This window comes from Acinetobacter qingfengensis, from assembly GCF_008693185.1.
Taxonomy (GTDB): Bacteria; Pseudomonadota; Gammaproteobacteria; order Pseudomonadales; family Moraxellaceae; genus Acinetobacter; species Acinetobacter qingfengensis.
This window is the reverse complement of sequence record NZ_VXKN01000004.1, coordinates 206,161-226,265: the sequence shown is the minus strand read 5'-3', so window position 1 is coordinate 226,265 and position 20,105 is coordinate 206,161. Positions and strand designations below refer to the sequence as shown.

Below are 20,105 nucleotides of genomic sequence, written 5' to 3'. Positions count from 1 at the left end.
CCAAAATCTAAGACAATATGCCGCCATTATTGGTATCAACCAGCGAACTGTTTTTTCGCCTTATTAGGTCTGTTATGTTGAAGTTTGAAAAATTAAATCAATCCGGACGTGCCCGCCGTGGCCGTCTTACCCTTAACCACGGTCAGGTTGAAACGCCAGCCTTTATGCCTGTAGGTACTTATGGAACAGTAAAAGGTATGTTGCCCCGTGATATCGAAGACATTGGTGCACACATCATTTTAGGCAATACTTTTCATTTGTACTTACGCCCGGGTCTGGAAGTTATTAAAGAACATGGCGGATTACATGAATTTGTAAAATGGGACAAACCGATTCTTACCGATTCAGGTGGTTTTCAAGTATTTAGTTTGGGCGAAATGCGCAAAATTACCGAAGATGGTGTCACTTTTCGCTCACCGATTGATGGCTCAAAAATCTTTTTATCTCCTGAAATCTCAATGGATATCCAGCGTGTACTTAACTCGGATATCGTGATGATTTTTGATGAATGTACACCTTACCCGGCAACACATGCAGAGGCTGAAAAATCTATGCAGTTGTCATTACGCTGGGCAAAACGCTGTAAAACCCAGCACGATGAAAATGGCAATCCAAATGCATTGTTTGGTATTATTCAAGGCAGTATGTACGAAGATTTACGTGAAATTTCGTTGAATGGTTTGCAGGAAATTGGCTTTGATGGATATGCTATTGGCGGTTTATCCGTAGGTGAACCTAAAGAAGAAATGATCAAGGTACTTGATTATTTACCTGCAAAAATGCCGGCGGAGAAACCTCGCTACCTGATGGGCGTAGGTAAACCGGAAGATATCGTTGAAGCCGTACGCCGTGGTGTAGATATGTTTGATTGTGTCATGCCAACCCGGAATGCACGCAATGCGCACTATTTTGTGACTGATGGTGTGGTCCGTATTCGTAACAGCCAGTATCGCCATGATCAACAAGCACTTGATCCACATTGCGACTGCTATACCTGCAAAAACTTTACCCGTGCCTATTTATTTCATCTAGAAAAATGCGGTGAAATGTTGGGTGCCATGCTGGGTACAATTCACAACTTGCGTTATTACCAACGTCTAATGCAAGGGATTCGTGATGCACTGGATGCAGGTGCATTTGAAGCCTTTGTACAGGACTTTTACCAGCGCCGTGGTCAGGAAGTTCCGGCTTGTCCGATAGATGACGTGGAATAATTTGCGTAGTTTGGCAATACCATGTAAATTGCATGACTAGAGTTTAACGCCTAATTTTTAACATTGTTTCTTTGACTGATTTTTTAGGAAAATAACATGAGTTTATTTATTTCGACTGCACATGCGGCTGGTGGTGCACAGGCACAAAGTCCATATATGTCTATCATCATGATTGTTGTGATGATTGCAATTTTTTACTTCCTTTTAATCCGTCCACAATCCAAACGCATGAAAGAACATCGTGCGCTGGTTGAAAGCTTATCTGAAGGTTCTGAAGTCGTATTTGCCGGTGGTTTGATGGGTCGTATCATCAAAATCGAGGGTGATTATGCCGTCATCGAATTGAGCCGTGGTAATGAAGTAAAAATTCAACGTTCTTCAGTGATCTCTGTATTACCTGAAGGCACTTTAAATAACCTTTAATTCATTTAAAGTCGTGCCTGCCGCACGACTTTTCATTTAAGAAGAATAGATAATGCGTTACCCTGCATGGAAATATGTACTCATCATCTTCGTACTGACGTTGAGTACCATCTATGCGTTACCAAGTCTTTATCCTGATGAACATGCAGTGCAGATTTCAGGAGCAAAGGCTGGAACGCTCATTGACCAATCCATCCTGAATAAAGCCGAACAATCTCTACAACAATCGAAAATTGCTACACACAATAACAGCTTTACCAATAATGCTGCCCTGTTACGTGTAGATAATGCCGAATCACAGTTGAAAGCTCAGGAAGTTCTGCGCCAGAGTCTGGGTGATAATTATGTTGTGGCGCTTAACCTTGCACCAACCACACCGGAATGGTTGCAAAAACTAGGTGCCAAGCCAATGAAACTTGGCCTGGATTTACGTGGTGGTGTTCACTTTCTACTCGAAGTAGATATGGATAAAGCCATCAGCCAGCGTCTGGAAACATCTGCGGCAGATTTACGCCAGCAATTACGCAGCAACAATATTGCATTTAATCAGCTTAACCTGAATAACAATCAAATTACTGTACGTTTTGCCGATAATGATGATCGTAGCAAAGCTATGGATTTTTTACGCCGTAACGGTAATGAATATACCCAGCAGGCATTGGCTTCATCAGATGGCAGTATATTAAATCTGACTTACAGTGAAGCAAAACGTCAGGAAATTGAAACCTATGCAGTTGAGCAGAACCTGACAACATTGCGTAACCGTATCAATGAATTGGGCGTTGCCGAAGCACTGGTACAGCGTCAAGGCAGCAATCGTATCGTTGTAGATCTACCTGGTGTACAAGATACGGCTGAAGCAAAACGTGTATTGGGTCGTACCGCCAATCTGGAATTTCGTCTGGTCGCTGATCAAAATGATCAAGTGATTGACCAATATACAGGTCAATATAACGGTCAGGCCATTCCGGCTGGTACCGAATTATTTGCATACCAATCACTGGACAGTGGCAAACAATTGCTCTTGAACAGACAACGTATTCTGACAGGTGAACGTGTTCAGGATGCTCGTTCAGGATTCAGTCAGGACTCTGGTGGTGCCGAAGTTAATATTACTCTGGACAATGCCGGCGGTAAATTAATGACCGATGCCACACGTAATGCACAACAAAAACGTATGGCAGTCCTGTTTATTGAAAATAAACAAAAAATCTCTTATGTCACCGATCCAAAAACTGGTACTCAAACTGAAGTTCGTACACCATATACCGAATCTGTGGTGATTAATGCTGCGACTATTCAGGCTGTACTGGGTTCTTCATTCCGTATTACCGGACTGGACTCGCCACAGGAAGCATCTGAACTGGCATTAATGCTACGCGCCGGTGCATTAGCTGCGCCAATGTACTTTGTTGAAGAACGTGTAGTAGGCCCAAGTCTGGGACAGGAAAATATCGACAAAGGGATTCTGTCTACTGAAGTCGGTTTTATTCTCGTTGCAATCTGGATGATCGTGTTCTTCCGTCTATTCGGTATCATTGCCAATGTCGCTCTGATCTGTAACCTTGCCATGATTCTTGCAATCATGTCACTGATTGGTTCTTCTCTGACTTTACCGGGGATTGCAGGGATCGTCATTACCATTGGTATGGCTGTTGATGCCAACGTCTTGATCTGTGAACGGATCAGAGAAGAAATTCGTTGGGGAGCCTCACCTAAACAGGCCATTGTGGCAGGCTATGATCGTGCTTATAACACCATCTTTGACTCAAACCTGACCACCTTTATCGTTGCATTAATTTTGTTTGCAATCGGTACAGGGCCAATTAAAGGTTTTGCTGTCACCCTGATGATTGGTATTGTTTGCTCAATGTTTACTGCGATTACCGTAACACGTGCCATTGTGCAACTGATTTATGGCAAACGCCGCAACTTGAAAAAGTTGAGCATTTAAGGAGAGCATGATGAGCACTGAAATGACTCAACCAGAGAAAAAACAATATGGCCGCCCTGATAATGAAAAAGTCATAGACTTTATGAAGATTGCCAAACCGGCCGCAATCTTCTCCATTATCATTACCCTACTCAGTGTATTTTTTCTGGCAACCAAAGGATTAAACCTTGGGCTGGACTTTACTGGTGGTATTTCTGCCGAATTAAATTACACTCAACCGGTCAATCAATCGACAGTTACAGATGCATTAAAACAGGCCGGTTTTAAGGAACCTGTCGTACAAACTTTAGGTAGTGAGCGCGATTTATTGGTTCGTATGGCTGCCACAGATGAAAGTGTTGATAACTTAAAAGCACATATTCAGAAAGTTGCCACACTACCAAACAATCAACTCACCGTCAGCAAAATTGACTCTGTCGGATCACAAGTCGGCAATGAATTATATTTACGCTCTGCCGGTGCTGTTGCATTGGCAATGCTGCTGATGCTGGTATATGTCACCATTCGCTTTGAGTTTAAATTGGCCATGGGTGCTGTATTGTCCCTTTGTCACGATATTCTTGTGACTTTAGGAATATTTGCCTTATTGCAATGGCCATTTGACTTAACCGTATTGGCAGCATTATTGGCAGTCATTGGTTTCTCACTGAATGACAACATCGTAGTTTCAGATCGTATCCGTGAAAATTTTCGAAAAATTCGTGGTGCAACACCAAGAGAAGTGGTGGATATCTCCCTTACGGAAACATTACGCCGTACCATTCATACATCCATGACGCTGTTACTGGTTGTTCTGGCCATGATGTTTCTGGGTGGTGAAGGTTTGAAATGGTTCTCTGTTGCTATGTGTATCGGGGTGTTTGTGGGAACGTACTCTTCAATTTATATTGGTACAGCCTTTGCTTTATGGCGTGGTCTGGATCGTCAAAGCTTTATTGTTCAGGTCAAACCTGAATTTGAAGATGAGCAAGAAATTCCGCATTAAGTCTCCCTAAAAAACAGCATTTAGAGATGCTTTGACTACGAATCAGCCCTATTCAATTAACAATGAATAGGGCTGGTTTTTTCTCAATCAATAAAATAATTTATATTTGATTATTTTTTATTTATAAACATTGAAAACCCACTCTTAAGTTAAAACTATTTTCTTATTTTTACACTAAACCTTCATCATCAAGGTATGGTTTCGTTACTCATTTCATTGCATAAAAATCTTTGCAAATAAGCACAACAAATGAATATTTATTCTTGCGACAAAGATTTTTTCATCTGATTTTTTGCTGGAGCTGGCGCCGTAATTGTACAGCCTGATACTGTACTTGTTGCTGTAAATTTGGCTTATAACCCAGCATAAACAATAACTCGGCTGCGATAAATAAAGGTCCTATCAATAGGCCTTTAATGTCGTCAAAAAAAGCAGGTTTCATTTTTTCAAAGTAATGACCAATAAACTGGAATATCCAGCCTATAATAAACAATCCCAATACACTACTGAGCCAAATTAAAGTTGGCATCTGTGCAATTGGAGATAACATTAGTAAAAATAAGACGAAAACCATAAGTAACACGCTACCCAAGACAATATCTAATCTCAGATAAAACAAACAACTGAGTGCAATCATCAGATGTGCTAAAGAAATATCCCATCCAAGTAATATAAATTGTACTCGTGCTAAAAGTAGAATTATTGAAGCCACAATCAATGGAATACCTATGATATGCGTCATGATATTTTTACGACTCAAATGATACGCTGCATACTGACTTAAGTTTTGAGCTAATTTATCCATTATTGAATCCCTTCTTGGCTAGACAAAAAACATGATACCTTGTCATGAAATATGGATTTGTCAGGTAGATGACAACTTAGGAAGGTTTTTATGTCAAATACGGTTTCAATTTTATTACATCAAAATATATGGTTTAACCAGCTAACTTTAGAATTTCAGCAATTCATTCTAAAGCGAGGTAAATTAAAATACCTAGAAAAAGGACAAGTTTTATTTTATCGGGGTGATGAAGCAGATGGCTTATATGCACTCATAAATGGTGCGATTCAACTCGGCTTCAATCATCAAAGTGGACATGAATATTTAATGCTTATCGCTGAGCCTGTGCTATGGTTTGGTGAAATTTCTCTAATTGATGGCAACCCTAGAACACATGATGCCGTTGCCATGAAAACAACAACACTGCTTTTCTTGGAAAAGTCCGACTTATTTACTTTACTCAATCAGCAGCCTCACTATTGGCAACATATCGCCTGCTTAGTCACACAAAAAATTCGTCCACTATTACAAGAACTGGAAATACAAGGCGAAGCATCTTTATTACAACGTGTGGCCAGACGTTTATTACTGATCATTTCTGGTTATCAATTACAATCCAGTGCACAACAACGACGGATTGAAATGTCGCAGGAAAAACTCGCACTAATGCTATCAAGCTCCCGCCAGAGTATTAACGCAGCTTTACAACAGTTGGAACAACAAAACATTTTAAAACGCGAGTTTAAACATATCCGAATTCTGGATATTGAAAAATTAACATACTATGCGGAAGAATCTTCTGTACACCAATAAATATTTGCCAATCCATCAGATGATTGCTTGCGATATGCCAAAGTGATCATTGATTGTCCAGTACAATAATGCTGATAATAAAATTCACCCAGTTGTGCATGTTGTAACATACCAAAATCCCAATCGGGATGTGCCTGTGTATTGAGCATGTTCAGGCTTAAGCGAATACCCAGACCATGTGCTTTAAGTACAGCTTCCTTAATGGTCCAGACCTTGAACCAAAATTGACGATCATAATCAGTACGTTGCCACATAGACAATTCATCAGGATGAAAAGCGTGCTCGGCCAATGCCCGCATTCGTACTTGACGCCGCAAATCCTCAACATCTACACCAAGATCAATTTCATCCTGACTATAAGCCAATGCATAATGTTGTTGGCTGTGACTATGATTAAAATGTAGTTGTGGCAGATTGCCAAAATAAGGCTTGCCATGGGTATGATGCTGTAATTGAGGTGGCGGTAAATCTTGCTGCGCACAAAACCGACTTAAATAATGAAAGCGATAATCACGGATAGATTCTCGCTGTTGTGCCGTCATTCTTTTGCTAATGGCTTGCTCTGGCAACAATTCCTGTATAGATCGATAAAGAAGATAAATCATGGATGCTCAGGCTAAAAATGCTTTTTGCAACGCTGGCAAAAAGCATTGGCACAAAATTGATAACAGATTAAAATTTCACAAAATCGCCTTTTAAGGTTACTGCGGATACGGCTGTTCCCTTATAACATTCATAATCAGTACGGCTGCGATATTCATTTTTGCGGAAATAGCTGACAATATTGGTGACCGCATTGGCACCCTGAGCCTTAGCAGATTGCTGTAATTGAATTAATGCCGCACGAATTGCCCAATCACACGATGTTTCTGCGGATTTAGCAAAACCATTGGTTTTACGATTGGTAATGACATTGGCACGTATCAATTTTCCACCTGAACGGGTATCGGCAAGATAGAACTTAACTGAGCCATCAATTGCACCGGCATCCGTGGCATTTTGAACTGCCTGATTAAAATTAAAATGATGTGGTTCATCTTTTGCGTAACTTGTACTGGCTACAGCAGCAAATAATCCCAACATAATGGTTCTTTTTAACATGATTTTCCCCCAAACTTAGGTGTTAGTTTATTTTCTTAAAGATTAAAGATGTATTAATCCCGCCAAAAGCAAAATTATTACTCATGACATAGTTCGCACAGATGCTCCGCGATTCTCCAGTAATATAATCCAGATTTCCACAGCGTTCATCTATTTGCTGCAAATTTAAGGTTGGAACAAACTGATTATGATTCATCATGGCGATACTTAACCATGCTTCAATTGCACCACATGCACCCAATGTATGGCCAAAATAACTTTTTAATGAACTGATGGGTTTTATACCCAATATACTTGCTGTCGCCTGTGTTTCTGCAATATCGCCTTGTTCGGTTGCTGTACCATGCGCATTGACATAATCGATCTGTTGCGCTGAGATATCGGCATCATCAAGTGCAAGCTGCATGCATTTTCCCATTTGTTCACTTTCAGGCCGAGTTACATGCTGCCCATCAGTATTGGAACCATAACCAATAATTTCTGCATAAATCTTGGCGCCACGTGCCTGAGCATGTTGATAGTCTTCCAGAATCAAACAGGCACTACCTTCACCAATTACCAATCCGTCACGATTAAGATCAAACGGCTGTGGCGTTTGTTGTGGAGTAGCATTCTTGCAACTGGTCGCAAATAACACATCGAAAACGGCGGCCCCTGCGGCACTGAGTTCTTCTGCACCACCTGCCAGCATTACAGTTTGTTTGCCATATTTAATTGCTTCATAGGCCTGACCAATTGCCATTGAACCTGAAGTACAGGCACTGGACGTAGGCAGTGTTAAACCCTGTAGTCCAAAATGGACGGTCATATTCACTGCACTGGTATGCGACATCATACGGATATATGTGGTTGCATTAATTCTTTTACTGCTTTGTTGAATTAAAAATTCACCCATTTCCATTACGGCATCGACACTACCTGAAGATGAACCAAAGGCCACGCCTGCCTTTCCTGAAGTTAAAACTGGATGTTGTCTTAATCCTGCATCCTCTAATGCCTGTTCTGCTGCCACCACGGAAAGTAAGGCAACTCGCCCCATACCACGTGTGGTTTTTCGGGTAAAATGTGTTGGCAAACTAAACGCTGTGACTGGGGCAGCCAGTTTGGTATTTAAATCTGGATATTGCTCCCACTCAGGCATATAACGTACACCACTTTGTTGCTGATTCATGGCTTGAAAAATCTGTTGGGTAGTTTCACCCAATGAAGTGATTCCAGCCATACCAGTGACAACCACACGGTTCATTAGATGAGTCCTCCATTGACTGAAATGACCTGACGGGTGATATATGCTGCATCATCCGAGCACAGAAACTTCACTACAGCAGCTACTTCTTCGACTGTACCCATACGCTGCATTGGAATCATATTCAAGGCATGTTGACGAACTTCGTCAGTAACCATTTCGGTATCAATTAATCCAGGAGCAACACAATTGACCGTAATTTTACGCTTTGCCAATTCCAGCGCCAATGCTTTGCTTGCGCCAATCAAACCAGCCTTGGCAGCACTGTAATTGACCTGACCGCGATTACCCATTACGCCTGATACCGAAGATAATGTCACAATCCGTCCACCTTGTTTTAAACGGATCATTGGCATGGTCAGAGGTTTTAGTACATTATAAAATCCATCCAGACTGGTACTGATGACACTGTCCCAATCCTCATCACTCAACGCAGGAAATGCAGCATCCCGAGTTAATCCAGCATTTAAAATCACGCCATAAAATGCCCCATGCTGCTCAACATCCTGCTCTAGAATTGTGTTGATTTTTTCACGGTCATTCACATCAAATTGTAAATAATGGCTATTTCGCCCCATAGCCTGAATCTGTTCCACAATACTTTGAGCTTCTTCAATTCGTGAGCGTGCATGCACCGTGATATCAAATCCGGCATGTGCCAGTTGTAAAGCGATCGCCTTACCAATGCCACGACTGGAGCCTGTTACTAAAATTCTTCTGTTCATCACAACCCTTGTCGCTCCGACTCTGTTGAGTCTGGTTCATAAACACTTAATACTGCTGTTATTGTCTGCTCCTGTGCAATAATTTCGCACTGGAACATCCCCAAATTGTCATGCATATAATTTTTATGCACTGTAATTTGCACCTCACTGTGCAATGGAAAATAAGGAAAAGGTAAATGCAATTTACGTGTTCCCAATAAAAAGCCAATCTTGGGTGGTTGCCCCTGTGCCTTTCCCTGCACACCCGCATACAAACTGATGGTCTGTGCCATCAACTCGATACTGGTCCATGTCGGTAAACCTTGTGGTTCCAGAAACATCAGCTCAGGATGAATCGTTAATTTTGCAACAGCATGGTCGATGCCACATTCCAGCAACTCATCAATAAAAATCATTGGTGCTTGATGTGGAATATAAGGTAAAGCACTTTCACTCATCACATGCCTCTTGCAAAAATCAAACTGATGTTACTGCCACCAAATGCAAATGAATTACTCATTGCATAGTGTACAGGCTGAATTTGGGATTGTGGCTGCACGTAATTTAAATGTGCCAATGCCATATCCAGTTCACTTTGATGATGCCAAGGCAACCAAGACTGTGTGTCCTGTAAAATTTGCTGGCAAATATAAGCTTCTATCGCCCCTGCTGCACCCAGACAATGACCGGTTTTATGCTTGGTACTACTGACCCAGACCGCATGTGAAAATACCCGGGAAATGGCTTTGGCTTCCATCGCATCGTTTTGAATCGTTGCTGTACCATGCAAATTAACATAATCAATTTGTGATGGCTCAAGCTGTGCTGCTGTCAATGCCGCTTGCATGGCCTGCTCTGCACCTTGCCCTTGCGGATGCGGCGCAGAAATATGCCAAGCATCCATTGATTCACCTGCGCCACATAACAATACAGGCGCACGATCCCGAGTCAAAACAAATAATGCTGCTGCCTCGCCAATATTAATACCATCACGTTGCGCCCCACAGGGCTGACAAACTTGCGCAGATAAACTGTCCAGACTGTTAAACCCTTGTAAGGTCAATTTACACAAAGTGTCCACACCACCAACCAACACCACATCTGCCAAATCACTATTGAGTAATCGCTGTCCGGCAGCTAATGCTTTGGCACTGGATGAACATGCTGTTGAAATACTATAAGCTACACCATACCAGCCCAAATATTGCTGTAGACCTTGTGCCAAAGCACTCATGCCCTGTCTGGCATAATCCAGTTGGATGGCTTGTTGTGCAGACCATTGTTGTTCCAGTAATTGTTGATTATCGGCAATGCCTGAAGTTGAAGTACCCAAAATAATTGCCAAACGATGTTTTGCAACACCTGCGGTAATTTGTTGCAAAGGCGTCATCATCGGATGTAAAGCTTCAAGCGCAAATTGCAGATTACGGGAAGCATAATGCTGCATGGTTTGCGGAATCTGTACAGTTAAGGGGTGTGGATAAGCCCCAACCCAGACTGGCTTTGATAAAAAATCTGATCGCAAGGTCAAAGGATTTTCATCACCACATAACCAATGTGACAAAGGTAAATGCAATGATTGGTTCAGTGCCGACAAAGCCGTACTACATTGAATACCTACTGCCTGCATCTTGCTCTTCCTAAATTCATGGTTATCATTACCCAATTTATTCTGCAAAAAAACTGGCCGATGCAGGGGTCAGAATCATACGATATGGCACCACAAAATTTTCAATCTGAATACCCTGTTGCGGATGAATATGATGAATTACCCGCAACAGAGTTTTTGTTTGCATTTTGGTCTGTGATTGTTGTTGAATTTCCCGTATATCCTGCTGATCATGTTGCTGTGCTAACACTTGCAAGCCTAATGGTTCAACATCTTGTCGCACTTGTTGTACTGGCAAGGTTGCCCAGAGGATATCCCGCAACAAAAAATCAAAAGGCAAATATTTCATTTCAGGAATCCGCTGGATAACCTGCACCTTTTTACCATCATAATGCAACTCAAACAGCACTTGCCCAGAAATACTCAAAGCAAGTACCTGTAGATAATTGCTTTGCTGTTTTTGATACAACAGAAAACTAAAAGATTGATCACGCCAAAGAATCTCAGCCTGCTGCTCAGATAACAACTGTTGTTGCTCAAGCTGCATCCTATTCGGTAAACCTTGTGCTTTTGGCAGAATCTGACAGCCAGTCAATGTACCGACTAAAATACTTAATCCTATAACGTAACAATATCTTGACATCATTTCCCGTTTCCTTTGCTTCGCACTTTAAGCTGTCTGCAAACGACAAAACTCTGCCAGAGATTTCAAGCGGCGTTTAGATTCATTGTTCATTGGATTACTCTCGTCCCATGCATAGCCTGCCAACAATGCACTCACCATACGGCGCACATCGTCATTCTGATTAACTGAGAATACCACATCCTGAAATTCCCCTTGATACCACGACTCAACATAAGCACGAAATACGTGAATCCCTCGGCGTAAAGGCGTTTCATATTGCTGTTGCCAATCGACTGATTGTCCCTGCAATACACGATCAACTAAAGGTACAGCCATACTTGATGATTTTAATGCAATGGTGACACCCGAAGAAAAAACCGGATCCAAGAATTCACCGGCATTACCCAACAATGCAAAATGACGCCCATATAATTGTTTTACATTGGCAGAATACCCGACCAATGTACGTACGGGTGTATCAAATTTTGCATGTTTTAATACATCGGATAATGCAGCATCATCTGCCAGAATTCGTTTCATCAGTACATCATTTTCATTCTGACTGGCATCAGCCACATGATATTTCTGAAAAAACTCAGGCTCGGCTACAATCCCAAAAGAGCTACGACCATCCGCAAATGGAATGGTCCAATACCATGCCCGATGATCTTTTTCATGTACAGTAATCAGAATTTTATTACGATCAAAAGCCGGATGCTGCTGAATACCATCTTCAATATGGGTAAATAATGCCTGACGCACAGGAAAGTCTGAAGGATATTCCAAATCCAGCAATTTAGGTAAGATGCGTCCAAAACCACTGGCATCAAGCAAAAATTTGGCCTGAATTTGATATTGTTCACCCTCTGGGTTTTTAACAGTTAAACAAGGTTGATCTGCTGCAATATCTACCGCGATCACTTCGTGACCAAAACGCAGATCTGTCCCTTGTTGCTGTGCGCCTTTAGCAAGAATTTCGTCAAACAATGCCCGTCGAACCTGCCATGTTGTTCCGGGCCCCTCACTAAATTTTTCCGTGAAATCATAATAATTGGTTTGTTCACCTCGCAGAAAAGCTGCACCATTTTTAAACTGAAAGTGACAAGGTTTTGCATGCTCTGCAACCGCATCTAATAAACCAGCTTCCTGTAAAAAAACCATAGATTGCGGCAATAATGACTCACCAATAGAAAATCTTGGAAAATACTGTTTTTCGATAATCGTAACCTGATAACCTTTTTGCCGAAGCAGGCATGCTGCCGAGCTTCCAGATGGTCCAGCCCCAATAATTAATACATCTGTCTGTTGTTTCATAATGGTTTTACCCCTGTTTTATTCTATCTACCCAGTGAAACTCTATTTTATGGCTGCGTATCGTTAATCTGCGGATCTTCTGTTTGGGTCAGGCAGGTTGCAAACACGAAAGAAAAAATTACGCCACATAACACGGTAATGCCAAAACAAAAAATCGCGTAAGTATGACTTAGTGCCAGCAGACCAAAGCCTAAAAGGGTTGACATCATACACAGAAACAATGCCATCGCCACCAAATGGCTGTGTTGTTTGGCATGTCGATAAAAAATTGCATAATCGACACCAATTCCCAGTATCAGAAAGCAACCCATAATACTAAACAGATTTAGCTCCACACCAAGCAAAGCCTGAATGGCAAAAGTCAGACATAATGCCAAACTCACAGGTAACATCAATGGTAATATCGAGGCCTTACCATATAACACACCCAAAATCACACCAAGACTCAGTATTGCACCCAGCAATAACCACTGTGCCTGAATACGATGCAAGCTAAATTGTTCTGACAAGGTATACACAGGTTGAATAAAATGTACCTGCGATGTTTGCAAGGCCTGTAAAGCTTGACGATCATGAATACCATTCAATAACACAACACGCTCTGTTTCGGATAAAACCAGTTGCGACAATGGATGCGCCTTAAATTGTTGCCAGGTTAATAATGGCGCCTGAGCAAGTGAACTTTGCCAATTCAGCACATCATTCACATTTAAATCCATTGTCTGTGCATAATGCAGTAAATCGGACTGAGGAATGCTTTGCAATAATTTGATATTTTGATGCTGAATCACTGTATTAAACCACTGACCTGCGGCTTGAAACTGTCCCAATTGGCCTTGCTGCTGCAAACTCTGGAGCTGTGTAAGCAACCGAGCTTCCGCCTGTTCAGTCAATGCGGCACTAGAGGCTGACACAATAAAATAATCATTGTCCTGACTTTGGGTAAATAATTGTCGAATCTGCTGATCGTTATGCTTTAGCCCGGCATCAACACTCTGTAAATTGTGAATATCATCATTAAATTTCAGTTGTGATAAACCAATAGCACTGATTACAATCACCAAACCTATCATCAAATAACGCCGTTTGGCATACGGTACAATCTGATTACGCAATTGCCCTAAAAAATGCATGCGCTTTAACGCAGGCTCGGCATTTAATGCCGGCAAACGTGGTAATAACAAGATACTGGTAATCCATGCTGCCAATAATCCGACCATGGAAAATACCGAGATCTGCCGAAATGCAGGAAAGGGTGTAAAGGATAAAAAAAGATACGCAATAATCGTGGTCATCAATCCCATAAACAGACTGGGCAATAATGGCGTTAAAATAGCAAAACCATTTTTATTTCGATATTGCGATTGCATGGCCATGAAATAAAAAGAGAAATCAACACATACCCCAATTAAACTGGCACCAAACACCAGCGTCATCAAGTGAATTTCACCAAAAATCCAGTGTGTCACTGCAAATGCCATCAATGATCCGGTTGAAACTGCGATAAATTCCGTCAATAAAGGTCGTAATGAACGAAATCCAAATAAAACCAATAACACCAGCCCCAGACTTGACCCCAGACCAATAGTAGAAATTTCCTGTTGCGCTGACTGGGTGCCATAACTGGCAAATGCCAGTGTGCCTGTCCAGCTTAACGCAATATTTTGCTGCTGAAATTGTTGCGTAACCTGTGTAAACCACTGCGATGTTTTTTCCTGATAATCTACGTGATATGGACTTTGCAAGGTTTGTAACACCACTAGACGGAAAATTTTTTCTGTTCCATTGTCTTGCACCTGATGTACAGTTGCCCAACCTTGTTCCAGCGTAATCTCGGCATTACCTGTTTGTGATTTTTCCATTAAAAATTGTGGAAACAACAACAATGGATCTTGTTTTAACATCTGGGCAGACAAAGGCATAATCGGACTGAGCAATTGCAGCATGCTTTGATCCAGAACAGCCTGATAGTGCTGTTCTTGTAATAATTGTCTAGATTGTTGGCTCAGTAATCCTGTTCGATACTGAAATAATTGTCGGGTAAAGTGTTCAAGTGATGTATTACTTTTGATGGGTTGCCATAAATTAGACTGTTGCGCCGTCTTTACAAATTGCTGGATTGCCCGATTCAATTGCTGTTCATCTGTACTTTGCAGCATGACAAAGACTTGATTATTCAACTGTGCATTGACTCGGGCATAACTATTTAAAACCGCCTGATTTTCACTAATTTCAGGCAATAATTTAAAGATATTACTCTGAATATGAATATTTTTTTGCCACCACATCACAGCCATGATTATGGTGACTACGGTAATCACCATTAACCATATCCACGAAGCCTTATTTTGCCAATTGGAACAACGCATTTTCTGAGCTACTTAATTGTTGAGGTTGATTGCGCTGTTGATTAAATTGAATCGTGGTGATGCTATTGCTTTTTTCATGAATCACAATACGTTGCACATATTGCCCACCGGATGCTTCAACTTGCTGAAAAAGTTTTTTGAGCATGGCAGATTTGGGCGTCAAACGGATTTGCCATGTTGCCATCGCACCTTGACCCATCTGTACAGATTGTAAATCAAAATTTTGCAGCAAAGTTTTTTGATTTCCCGACATCAACTGTAAAAATACATTGGCAACAGCCGCATACTGACTTTTATCCAGTGTAATTTTATTTTGGGTATTGGCGGTTTTCTGTACTAATGCATACTCAGTCATGATCAAATCTGCTTGAACAGGAGATTGAATGTTCCACAATACCCCGACATTTTTGGCAAAAACCACTTGTCCAGTCGATTTAAAAATTTTATTTACACTTGCAATTTGTTTCTGCTGTATAAAGTTTGCACGCACCATAGACTGACTGGCAAGTTGTGTAAATACACGCTGTGCCTGCTGTAACTCTGCTGTACTTGCAGCCATGCCACTTATCGGCGTACAGGCACAGAAAGTGATCAAACTAAATAGACCTACCCTTAACATAGCACGGATTTTTTTGTTGTCTTTAATCATGTGTGACTTGCCCCGATGTATCCTGAAATGCTGGCCATTGTTGTAGTTTTTCCAACAAAATTGCTGGTGAAACATAACATAACTCCCGTGTTGTCATGTCTACAGCAACCTGTGTGGTATAACCTCTGGTTAAGCGTTTCCGGGTTTGCAAATCATAAATCTGATAATCAATTTTCAGACGATTTTCCCATTCTTTTAAAATAGCAACAACTTTAATACGCTGCGCAAATACAATGCCATGCGCATAACGAACGTAACTCTCAATGATCGGCCAGGCATAACCTGAAGCTTTCATCTGTTGATAGTTATAACCAAACTGATCCAGTAACTGACAACGCGCAACCTCAAAATATTTTAAATAATGTCCATGCCAGACCACATCCATACTGTCTACATCATGAAATGGAATATCAATTTCAACTTCTGCACGCATGTTATTATTTACCTGTTTTGTACTGGCGTTTGCTGCCAAAAATCATAAAAATTAAACCATTGATATGGCGCACGCAAACAGTGCTGTTCAACCAATTGTACATATTGCTGCATATAATTCTGTAATTGCCCGGTACGGTTATGACGTGACAATTGCAAATTCTGACTGATTGAATGAATATGTACCTGCCATTGCTGCTGATAACGATAACAAAACACTGCCAATACCGGAGCATTCAATACATGCGCCAGTAACCATGCACCTTCAGGCCACATCGACTGCTGCCCCAAAAAGCAGACATTTTGCTGACGCTGTGAATTGATGGGAATACGGTCGGCAGCCACAATAATCCACTCTCCGGCATCCAGTCGTTGCTGTAGTAACAATGCAGTATCTACACCAATATCATCCACAGAAATCAACCTTACACCCGCTTTAGGATTGATACTCCTCAAAAATGCATTAAATTGCTCAGCATGTTTGCGATAAACCAACACATTGACCATTTGTACATGCTCAGATTTGACTGCACGCAATAATTCAATATTGCCAAAATGTGACACCAGAATAATCGCGCCTTTGCCATAATACTGCTGCAAATGCTCATGCCCAAAAAGCTGCAATTCCTGTTCTGGAATAATACCTAGCCATGCAGTCATTTTATCCAGAATACTCATACCAAATTGTTTTAAATGTTGGTAACTGTGCCATTCATTGGGTAAAGCTGGAAATGGGGATTGAGATCCGGCATATTGATGTAAATGCTGTAAATATTCACATGAAAATTGTCGTGCCTGCCGTGCGAACAACCAGTACCACCAGATAATTACGCTAAGAATCAGCATAAATATGCGACGCCCTAAGCAGCGATATAACCACAACGTCAATCTTAACAGTAAGAAACTACCTTTTTCCTGTTGTCCATCCCAGCGCTGCGACATAAATAATCCAAATTAATCCAGAAAATTACGCTGAATCAGCCGGGGGGCACGTTTTAGCATCCCCAAGAACAGTTTGCCATGCATTTTGCTCAATGCCAGATTATCCTGCCACACATCAAAATGAGAAATACCATCTTTGGGATACACCACCTGCGTTGCAATATTAATAAAAGTAACCCCATGCCAGCTGAGGTAAACCAGAATTTCACTGTCAAAACCCATACGTGGTGTCAAATGATAACGCTCAAACATTTGGCAAGTCATGGCAACCGGATAAACCCGAAAACCGCACATACTGTCTTTGATTTGTAAGGAAAGCGAATTAATCCATACCCAGACATGTGTTGCATAACGTCCATACAAACGTTTTTTGGGAACACTTTGATCAAAAATTGGTTGACCAACAATCATGGCTTGTGGTGATTGTGCTGCTGCGGATAAAAATTTATCAATATCCGACCAATCATGCTGCCCATCCACATCAAGCTGCAAAGCATGACTCAATCCTTGCTGATTTGCGTAAATGAGGCCCGTCATCACAGCTTGACCTTTACCCATATTCTGACGATGCGTTAATACAGTGATTGAATAGGTTTGCTCAAGCTCGGCGATCACCTGTTTACAACTTTGCTCACTGCCATCATCGATCAAAATAACTGGTAAAGCATAAGATTGTAACTGTGCAAGTAGCCGATGCAAATAATGGGGATGATTATAAACAGGCAAAATAAAACAAGCATTCATTCATGATCACCTGCAAGCTGAAATAATATACGCCCACCAGCAACACGCTGCTGCTGTTGATTATGTAGGTTAAAGTTAATTTTGTGACCATCCCGTTGCAAATGCAAGTCTAATACATCATAAGGGCGAATCAACCCCTGAAATTTTAGTTGCTCATATCCCAGACAATCTTGTAAATCTGTCCAGTTTTGGCGGGAAAAATGAATCATCAAGCCCAATTGTGCAACACCAGGATATACCGGAAAATCTTTAAAATGACCTTTAAAGCAAGCCATTTCTGCAATAAATTCCAGTCGATAATCTGCCTGATCCTGTGCCAGTTGCTGCTGATGAATGACGGGGTAATACAAAGGCTGAAATAACTGCTCAATCCACTGTTTACTGATTTTTGCCTGTGTATTACGGGAAATTTCCTCAACAAAACGCCATAATCGCGGCATGGCAATCGATTCCAGTTGCCCCTGTAATTGTGACTTTAATTGTTCAATCATGGCTTTTTTACCCTGAGTACAGAGCAAATGTCGTTGTTGTGCATGTAGCACAATCACAATCGAAACAAAATCCCGCTGCTGATGTTTGGTTAGCGTTACATGACATTGCGCTATTTGTGACAAACGTAATACTGTTTGTTCAATTTGATCCAGACTGATTCTTTTTTCTTCTAGTTTAACAATACGGTCACTACGTCCTAATAACTGCAAGGACTTACCATTAAATTTGGCCAGATCTCCTGTTGCAATCCAGTCTGGACTAAAAGCATGTGCAGTTTTAACCCATAATTGCTGACTGTCATCAACACGAACATCAACATCCAACATTGGTTGCCACACATCATCATCTTGACGGCGTATGGCAATTCCACCAGTTTCTGAGCTACCCAAAATTTCTACAATAGGTTGTGGATAATACGCACGAATTCCACGATCCAATTGACCACCGGAAGATAAAATCAACGAACTCAACTCAAAATCAAATGTACCAACACAACGTTTAAGTAAAGCTGGGCTGGCAATCAAATAATGCTGCTGTCCCAAGGTACAAAGTCGCTGTTGTACCTGCACAATATGTTCAGGATAAAGCAGTTGATAGCGATAAAATGACTGCCCCGCCCATAATGGCAATAACACTTTAAACAAGATGCCATAAATATGTTGATGACTAACGCTGGCCAACATGGTTATTGCCGTCTGGAACGAAAAATACTGTGTCAGTGTTGCCACTTCTGTCAGTAATTGGCGCATGGATCGAGGAATATGCTTGGGCTGTCCAGTTGAACCGGAAGTAAAGAAAATCAGTTGCGCTTTGTCGAGTTGTTGTTGCCAGTTAATATCCAGATGATCAATACGCTGTGCCACAGTATCGACGACACAGTGATCATCAATAAAAATAATACCTTGTTCGGCAAAATCCTGCTCTAATTGTGAAATACGATGAGGTGGCAAAACCAAAGATTTATCGGCAAGTATCGCTGCCCATAACCAGCTTAAAAACGCATAACTATCATCACTCCAAAGCGCAAATCGATGCTCTGGCTGCTGTTTTAAATAAACATATTGCTCGGTAACCCTTTGCCAGAAATCTGCAAAAACAATCTGTCCCTGATCATCAATGATCAAGGGTTTTTGTGAGTGAAAATTTTTGACCAGTTGACTGATCATGATAAATCGGCCATGTGTCTGGCTTGATGACGTTTACGCAACACCCATTCCCCAAGTAACAAAACACCCATCAAAAGATAGGAAATAAATCCATTATACACCGCCCAAATCTGGTTAGAAGCAAACAAAACTGTAACCAAGGCAATCAAAGCATTTATTATAAAAAAACCACACCAGACCTGTGTAACTCGCTTAGTCCATTGCCGAGCAGACTCAGGAAAATCATCCTGATGTAATCTGGCAAACCGTTCAATCATGGAAGGTGGATATTTTAAAGTCATGGCAAAAATTACAAATGATCCCAGACTCATCAATACCGGATAAAATTTTAACCAAAATGAATCCTTGAGCAAAAGGCTCAGACCACCACAGAATAATGCCAATAAAGTTAAGGGTGCAAACAAAGTATCAGGATTTAAAAAATAACGTAACAATGCCACCAGCATTAATCCTGCACTTAGCCATAACCATTGCCCTTGTGATAAAGCCCATGCCACAGCAAAAGGATAAATCAACATACATAGGGTCAAAAAAACAAA

General features: G+C 41.2%; 21 protein-coding genes. 5 read left to right on the top strand and 16 right to left on the bottom strand.

Translation table 11 applies throughout. The features are described from left to right. The first annotated feature begins 77 nt into the window (after nt 1-77). From tgt to secF, 4 genes are all read left to right on the top strand, one after another. Nucleotides 78-1,214, top strand: coding sequence for a tRNA guanosine(34) transglycosylase Tgt (tgt, locus tag F4V57_RS07420; protein ID WP_070070556.1), 1,137 nt, complete (start codon nt 78-80; stop codon nt 1,212-1,214). Between the two features lie 96 nt (nt 1,215-1,310). Next, entirely contained in the window at nt 1,311-1,637 is a 327-nt protein-coding gene (yajC, locus tag F4V57_RS07415) for a preprotein translocase subunit YajC (protein ID WP_070070431.1), read from the top strand. 52 nt (nt 1,638-1,689) lie between these two features. Continuing rightward, a complete protein-coding gene (secD, locus tag F4V57_RS07410) occupies nt 1,690-3,591 on the top strand; it encodes a protein translocase subunit SecD (protein WP_070070432.1) in 1,902 nt (633 codons plus the stop codon). Nucleotides 3,592-3,601: 10 nt separating this feature from the next. Further along, nucleotides 3,602-4,576 (top strand): protein translocase subunit SecF, encoded by a 975-nt coding sequence (secF, locus tag F4V57_RS07405; RefSeq protein WP_070070433.1) that lies wholly within the window; start codon nt 3,602-3,604, stop codon nt 4,574-4,576. A gap of 280 nt (nt 4,577-4,856) precedes the next feature. Here secF and F4V57_RS07400 read toward each other — a convergent pair whose 3' ends face one another. Continuing rightward, nucleotides 4,857-5,381, bottom strand: a complete 525-nt coding sequence (locus tag F4V57_RS07400) for an Mpo1 family 2-hydroxy fatty acid dioxygenase (protein WP_070070434.1) — start codon at nt 5,379-5,381, stop codon at nt 4,857-4,859. A gap of 90 nt (nt 5,382-5,471) precedes the next feature. Between F4V57_RS07400 and F4V57_RS07395 the strand changes: the two genes are divergently transcribed. Next, nucleotides 5,472-6,173: a Crp/Fnr family transcriptional regulator gene (locus tag F4V57_RS07395; RefSeq protein WP_070070435.1), complete on the top strand. Its 702-nt coding sequence runs from the start codon at nt 5,472-5,474 to the stop codon at nt 6,171-6,173. On the opposite strand, the gene F4V57_RS07390 is transcribed toward F4V57_RS07395, so the two are convergent. The 15 genes from F4V57_RS07390 to F4V57_RS07320 form a co-directional block, all read right to left on the bottom strand. Next, on the bottom strand, nt 6,143-6,778 hold the full coding sequence (locus F4V57_RS07390) for a 4'-phosphopantetheinyl transferase family protein (protein ID WP_070070436.1): 636 nt from the start codon (nt 6,776-6,778) through the stop codon (nt 6,143-6,145). The genes F4V57_RS07395 and F4V57_RS07390 overlap by 31 nt on opposite strands. Before the next feature lie 67 nt (nt 6,779-6,845). Beyond that, complete coding sequence (locus F4V57_RS07385; protein WP_070070437.1) at nt 6,846-7,274, bottom strand: excinuclease; 429 nt, start codon at nt 7,272-7,274, stop codon at nt 6,846-6,848. Nucleotides 7,275-7,296: 22 nt separating this feature from the next. Continuing rightward, nucleotides 7,297-8,520 carry a beta-ketoacyl-ACP synthase gene (locus F4V57_RS07380; protein ID WP_070070438.1) on the bottom strand — a complete coding sequence of 408 codons (1,224 nt, stop codon included), beginning with the start codon at nt 8,518-8,520 and terminating at the stop codon, nt 7,297-7,299. Further along, nucleotides 8,520-9,245, bottom strand: a complete 726-nt coding sequence (locus F4V57_RS07375; RefSeq protein ID WP_070070439.1) for a 3-ketoacyl-ACP reductase FabG2 — start codon at nt 9,243-9,245, stop codon at nt 8,520-8,522. The genes F4V57_RS07380 and F4V57_RS07375 overlap by 1 nt, the downstream gene beginning before the upstream one ends. Next, entirely contained in the window at nt 9,245-9,682 is a 438-nt protein-coding gene (locus tag F4V57_RS07370) for an ApeP family dehydratase (protein WP_070070440.1), read from the bottom strand. The genes F4V57_RS07375 and F4V57_RS07370 overlap by 1 nt, the downstream gene beginning before the upstream one ends. Next, complete coding sequence (locus F4V57_RS07365) at nt 9,682-10,854, bottom strand: beta-ketoacyl-ACP synthase (RefSeq protein WP_070070441.1); 1,173 nt, start codon at nt 10,852-10,854, stop codon at nt 9,682-9,684. Before F4V57_RS07365 ends, F4V57_RS07370 begins: the two co-directional genes overlap by 1 nt. A 37-nt stretch (nt 10,855-10,891) precedes the next feature. Next, the gene (locus tag F4V57_RS07360) at nt 10,892-11,479 is read right to left on the bottom strand and encodes a DUF3261 domain-containing protein (RefSeq protein ID WP_070070442.1); all 588 of its coding nucleotides are present in this window, start codon (nt 11,477-11,479) and stop codon (nt 10,892-10,894) included. Between the two features lie 24 nt (nt 11,480-11,503). Continuing rightward, on the bottom strand, nt 11,504-12,772 hold the full coding sequence (locus F4V57_RS07355) for an NAD(P)/FAD-dependent oxidoreductase (RefSeq protein WP_070070443.1): 1,269 nt from the start codon (nt 12,770-12,772) through the stop codon (nt 11,504-11,506). Nucleotides 12,773-12,819: 47 nt separating this feature from the next. Then, the gene (locus F4V57_RS07350; protein WP_070070444.1) at nt 12,820-15,141 is read right to left on the bottom strand and encodes an MMPL family transporter; all 2,322 of its coding nucleotides are present in this window, start codon (nt 15,139-15,141) and stop codon (nt 12,820-12,822) included. Further along, nucleotides 15,116-15,790, bottom strand: coding sequence for a LolA family protein (locus tag F4V57_RS07345; RefSeq protein WP_070070445.1), 675 nt, complete (start codon nt 15,788-15,790; stop codon nt 15,116-15,118). Before F4V57_RS07345 ends, F4V57_RS07350 begins: the two co-directional genes overlap by 26 nt. Next, nucleotides 15,783-16,223: an acyl-CoA thioesterase gene (locus F4V57_RS07340; RefSeq protein ID WP_070070446.1), complete on the bottom strand. Its 441-nt coding sequence runs from the start codon at nt 16,221-16,223 to the stop codon at nt 15,783-15,785. Before F4V57_RS07340 ends, F4V57_RS07345 begins: the two co-directional genes overlap by 8 nt. An 8-nt stretch (nt 16,224-16,231) precedes the next feature. Then, complete coding sequence (locus tag F4V57_RS07335; protein WP_070070447.1) at nt 16,232-17,164, bottom strand: LpxL/LpxP family acyltransferase; 933 nt, start codon at nt 17,162-17,164, stop codon at nt 16,232-16,234. Between the two features lie 12 nt (nt 17,165-17,176). After that, nucleotides 17,177-17,908 (bottom strand): glycosyltransferase family 2 protein, encoded by a 732-nt coding sequence (locus tag F4V57_RS07330; RefSeq protein ID WP_070070448.1) that lies wholly within the window; start codon nt 17,906-17,908, stop codon nt 17,177-17,179. Continuing rightward, on the bottom strand, nt 17,905-19,566 hold the full coding sequence (locus F4V57_RS07325; protein ID WP_070070449.1) for an AMP-binding protein: 1,662 nt from the start codon (nt 19,564-19,566) through the stop codon (nt 17,905-17,907). The genes F4V57_RS07330 and F4V57_RS07325 overlap by 4 nt, the downstream gene beginning before the upstream one ends. Next, nucleotides 19,563-20,084 carry a COG4648 family protein gene (locus tag F4V57_RS07320; RefSeq protein ID WP_406564529.1) on the bottom strand — a complete coding sequence of 174 codons (522 nt, stop codon included), beginning with the start codon at nt 20,082-20,084 and terminating at the stop codon, nt 19,563-19,565. The genes F4V57_RS07325 and F4V57_RS07320 overlap by 4 nt, the downstream gene beginning before the upstream one ends. Nucleotides 20,085-20,105: the final 21 nt, after the last annotated feature.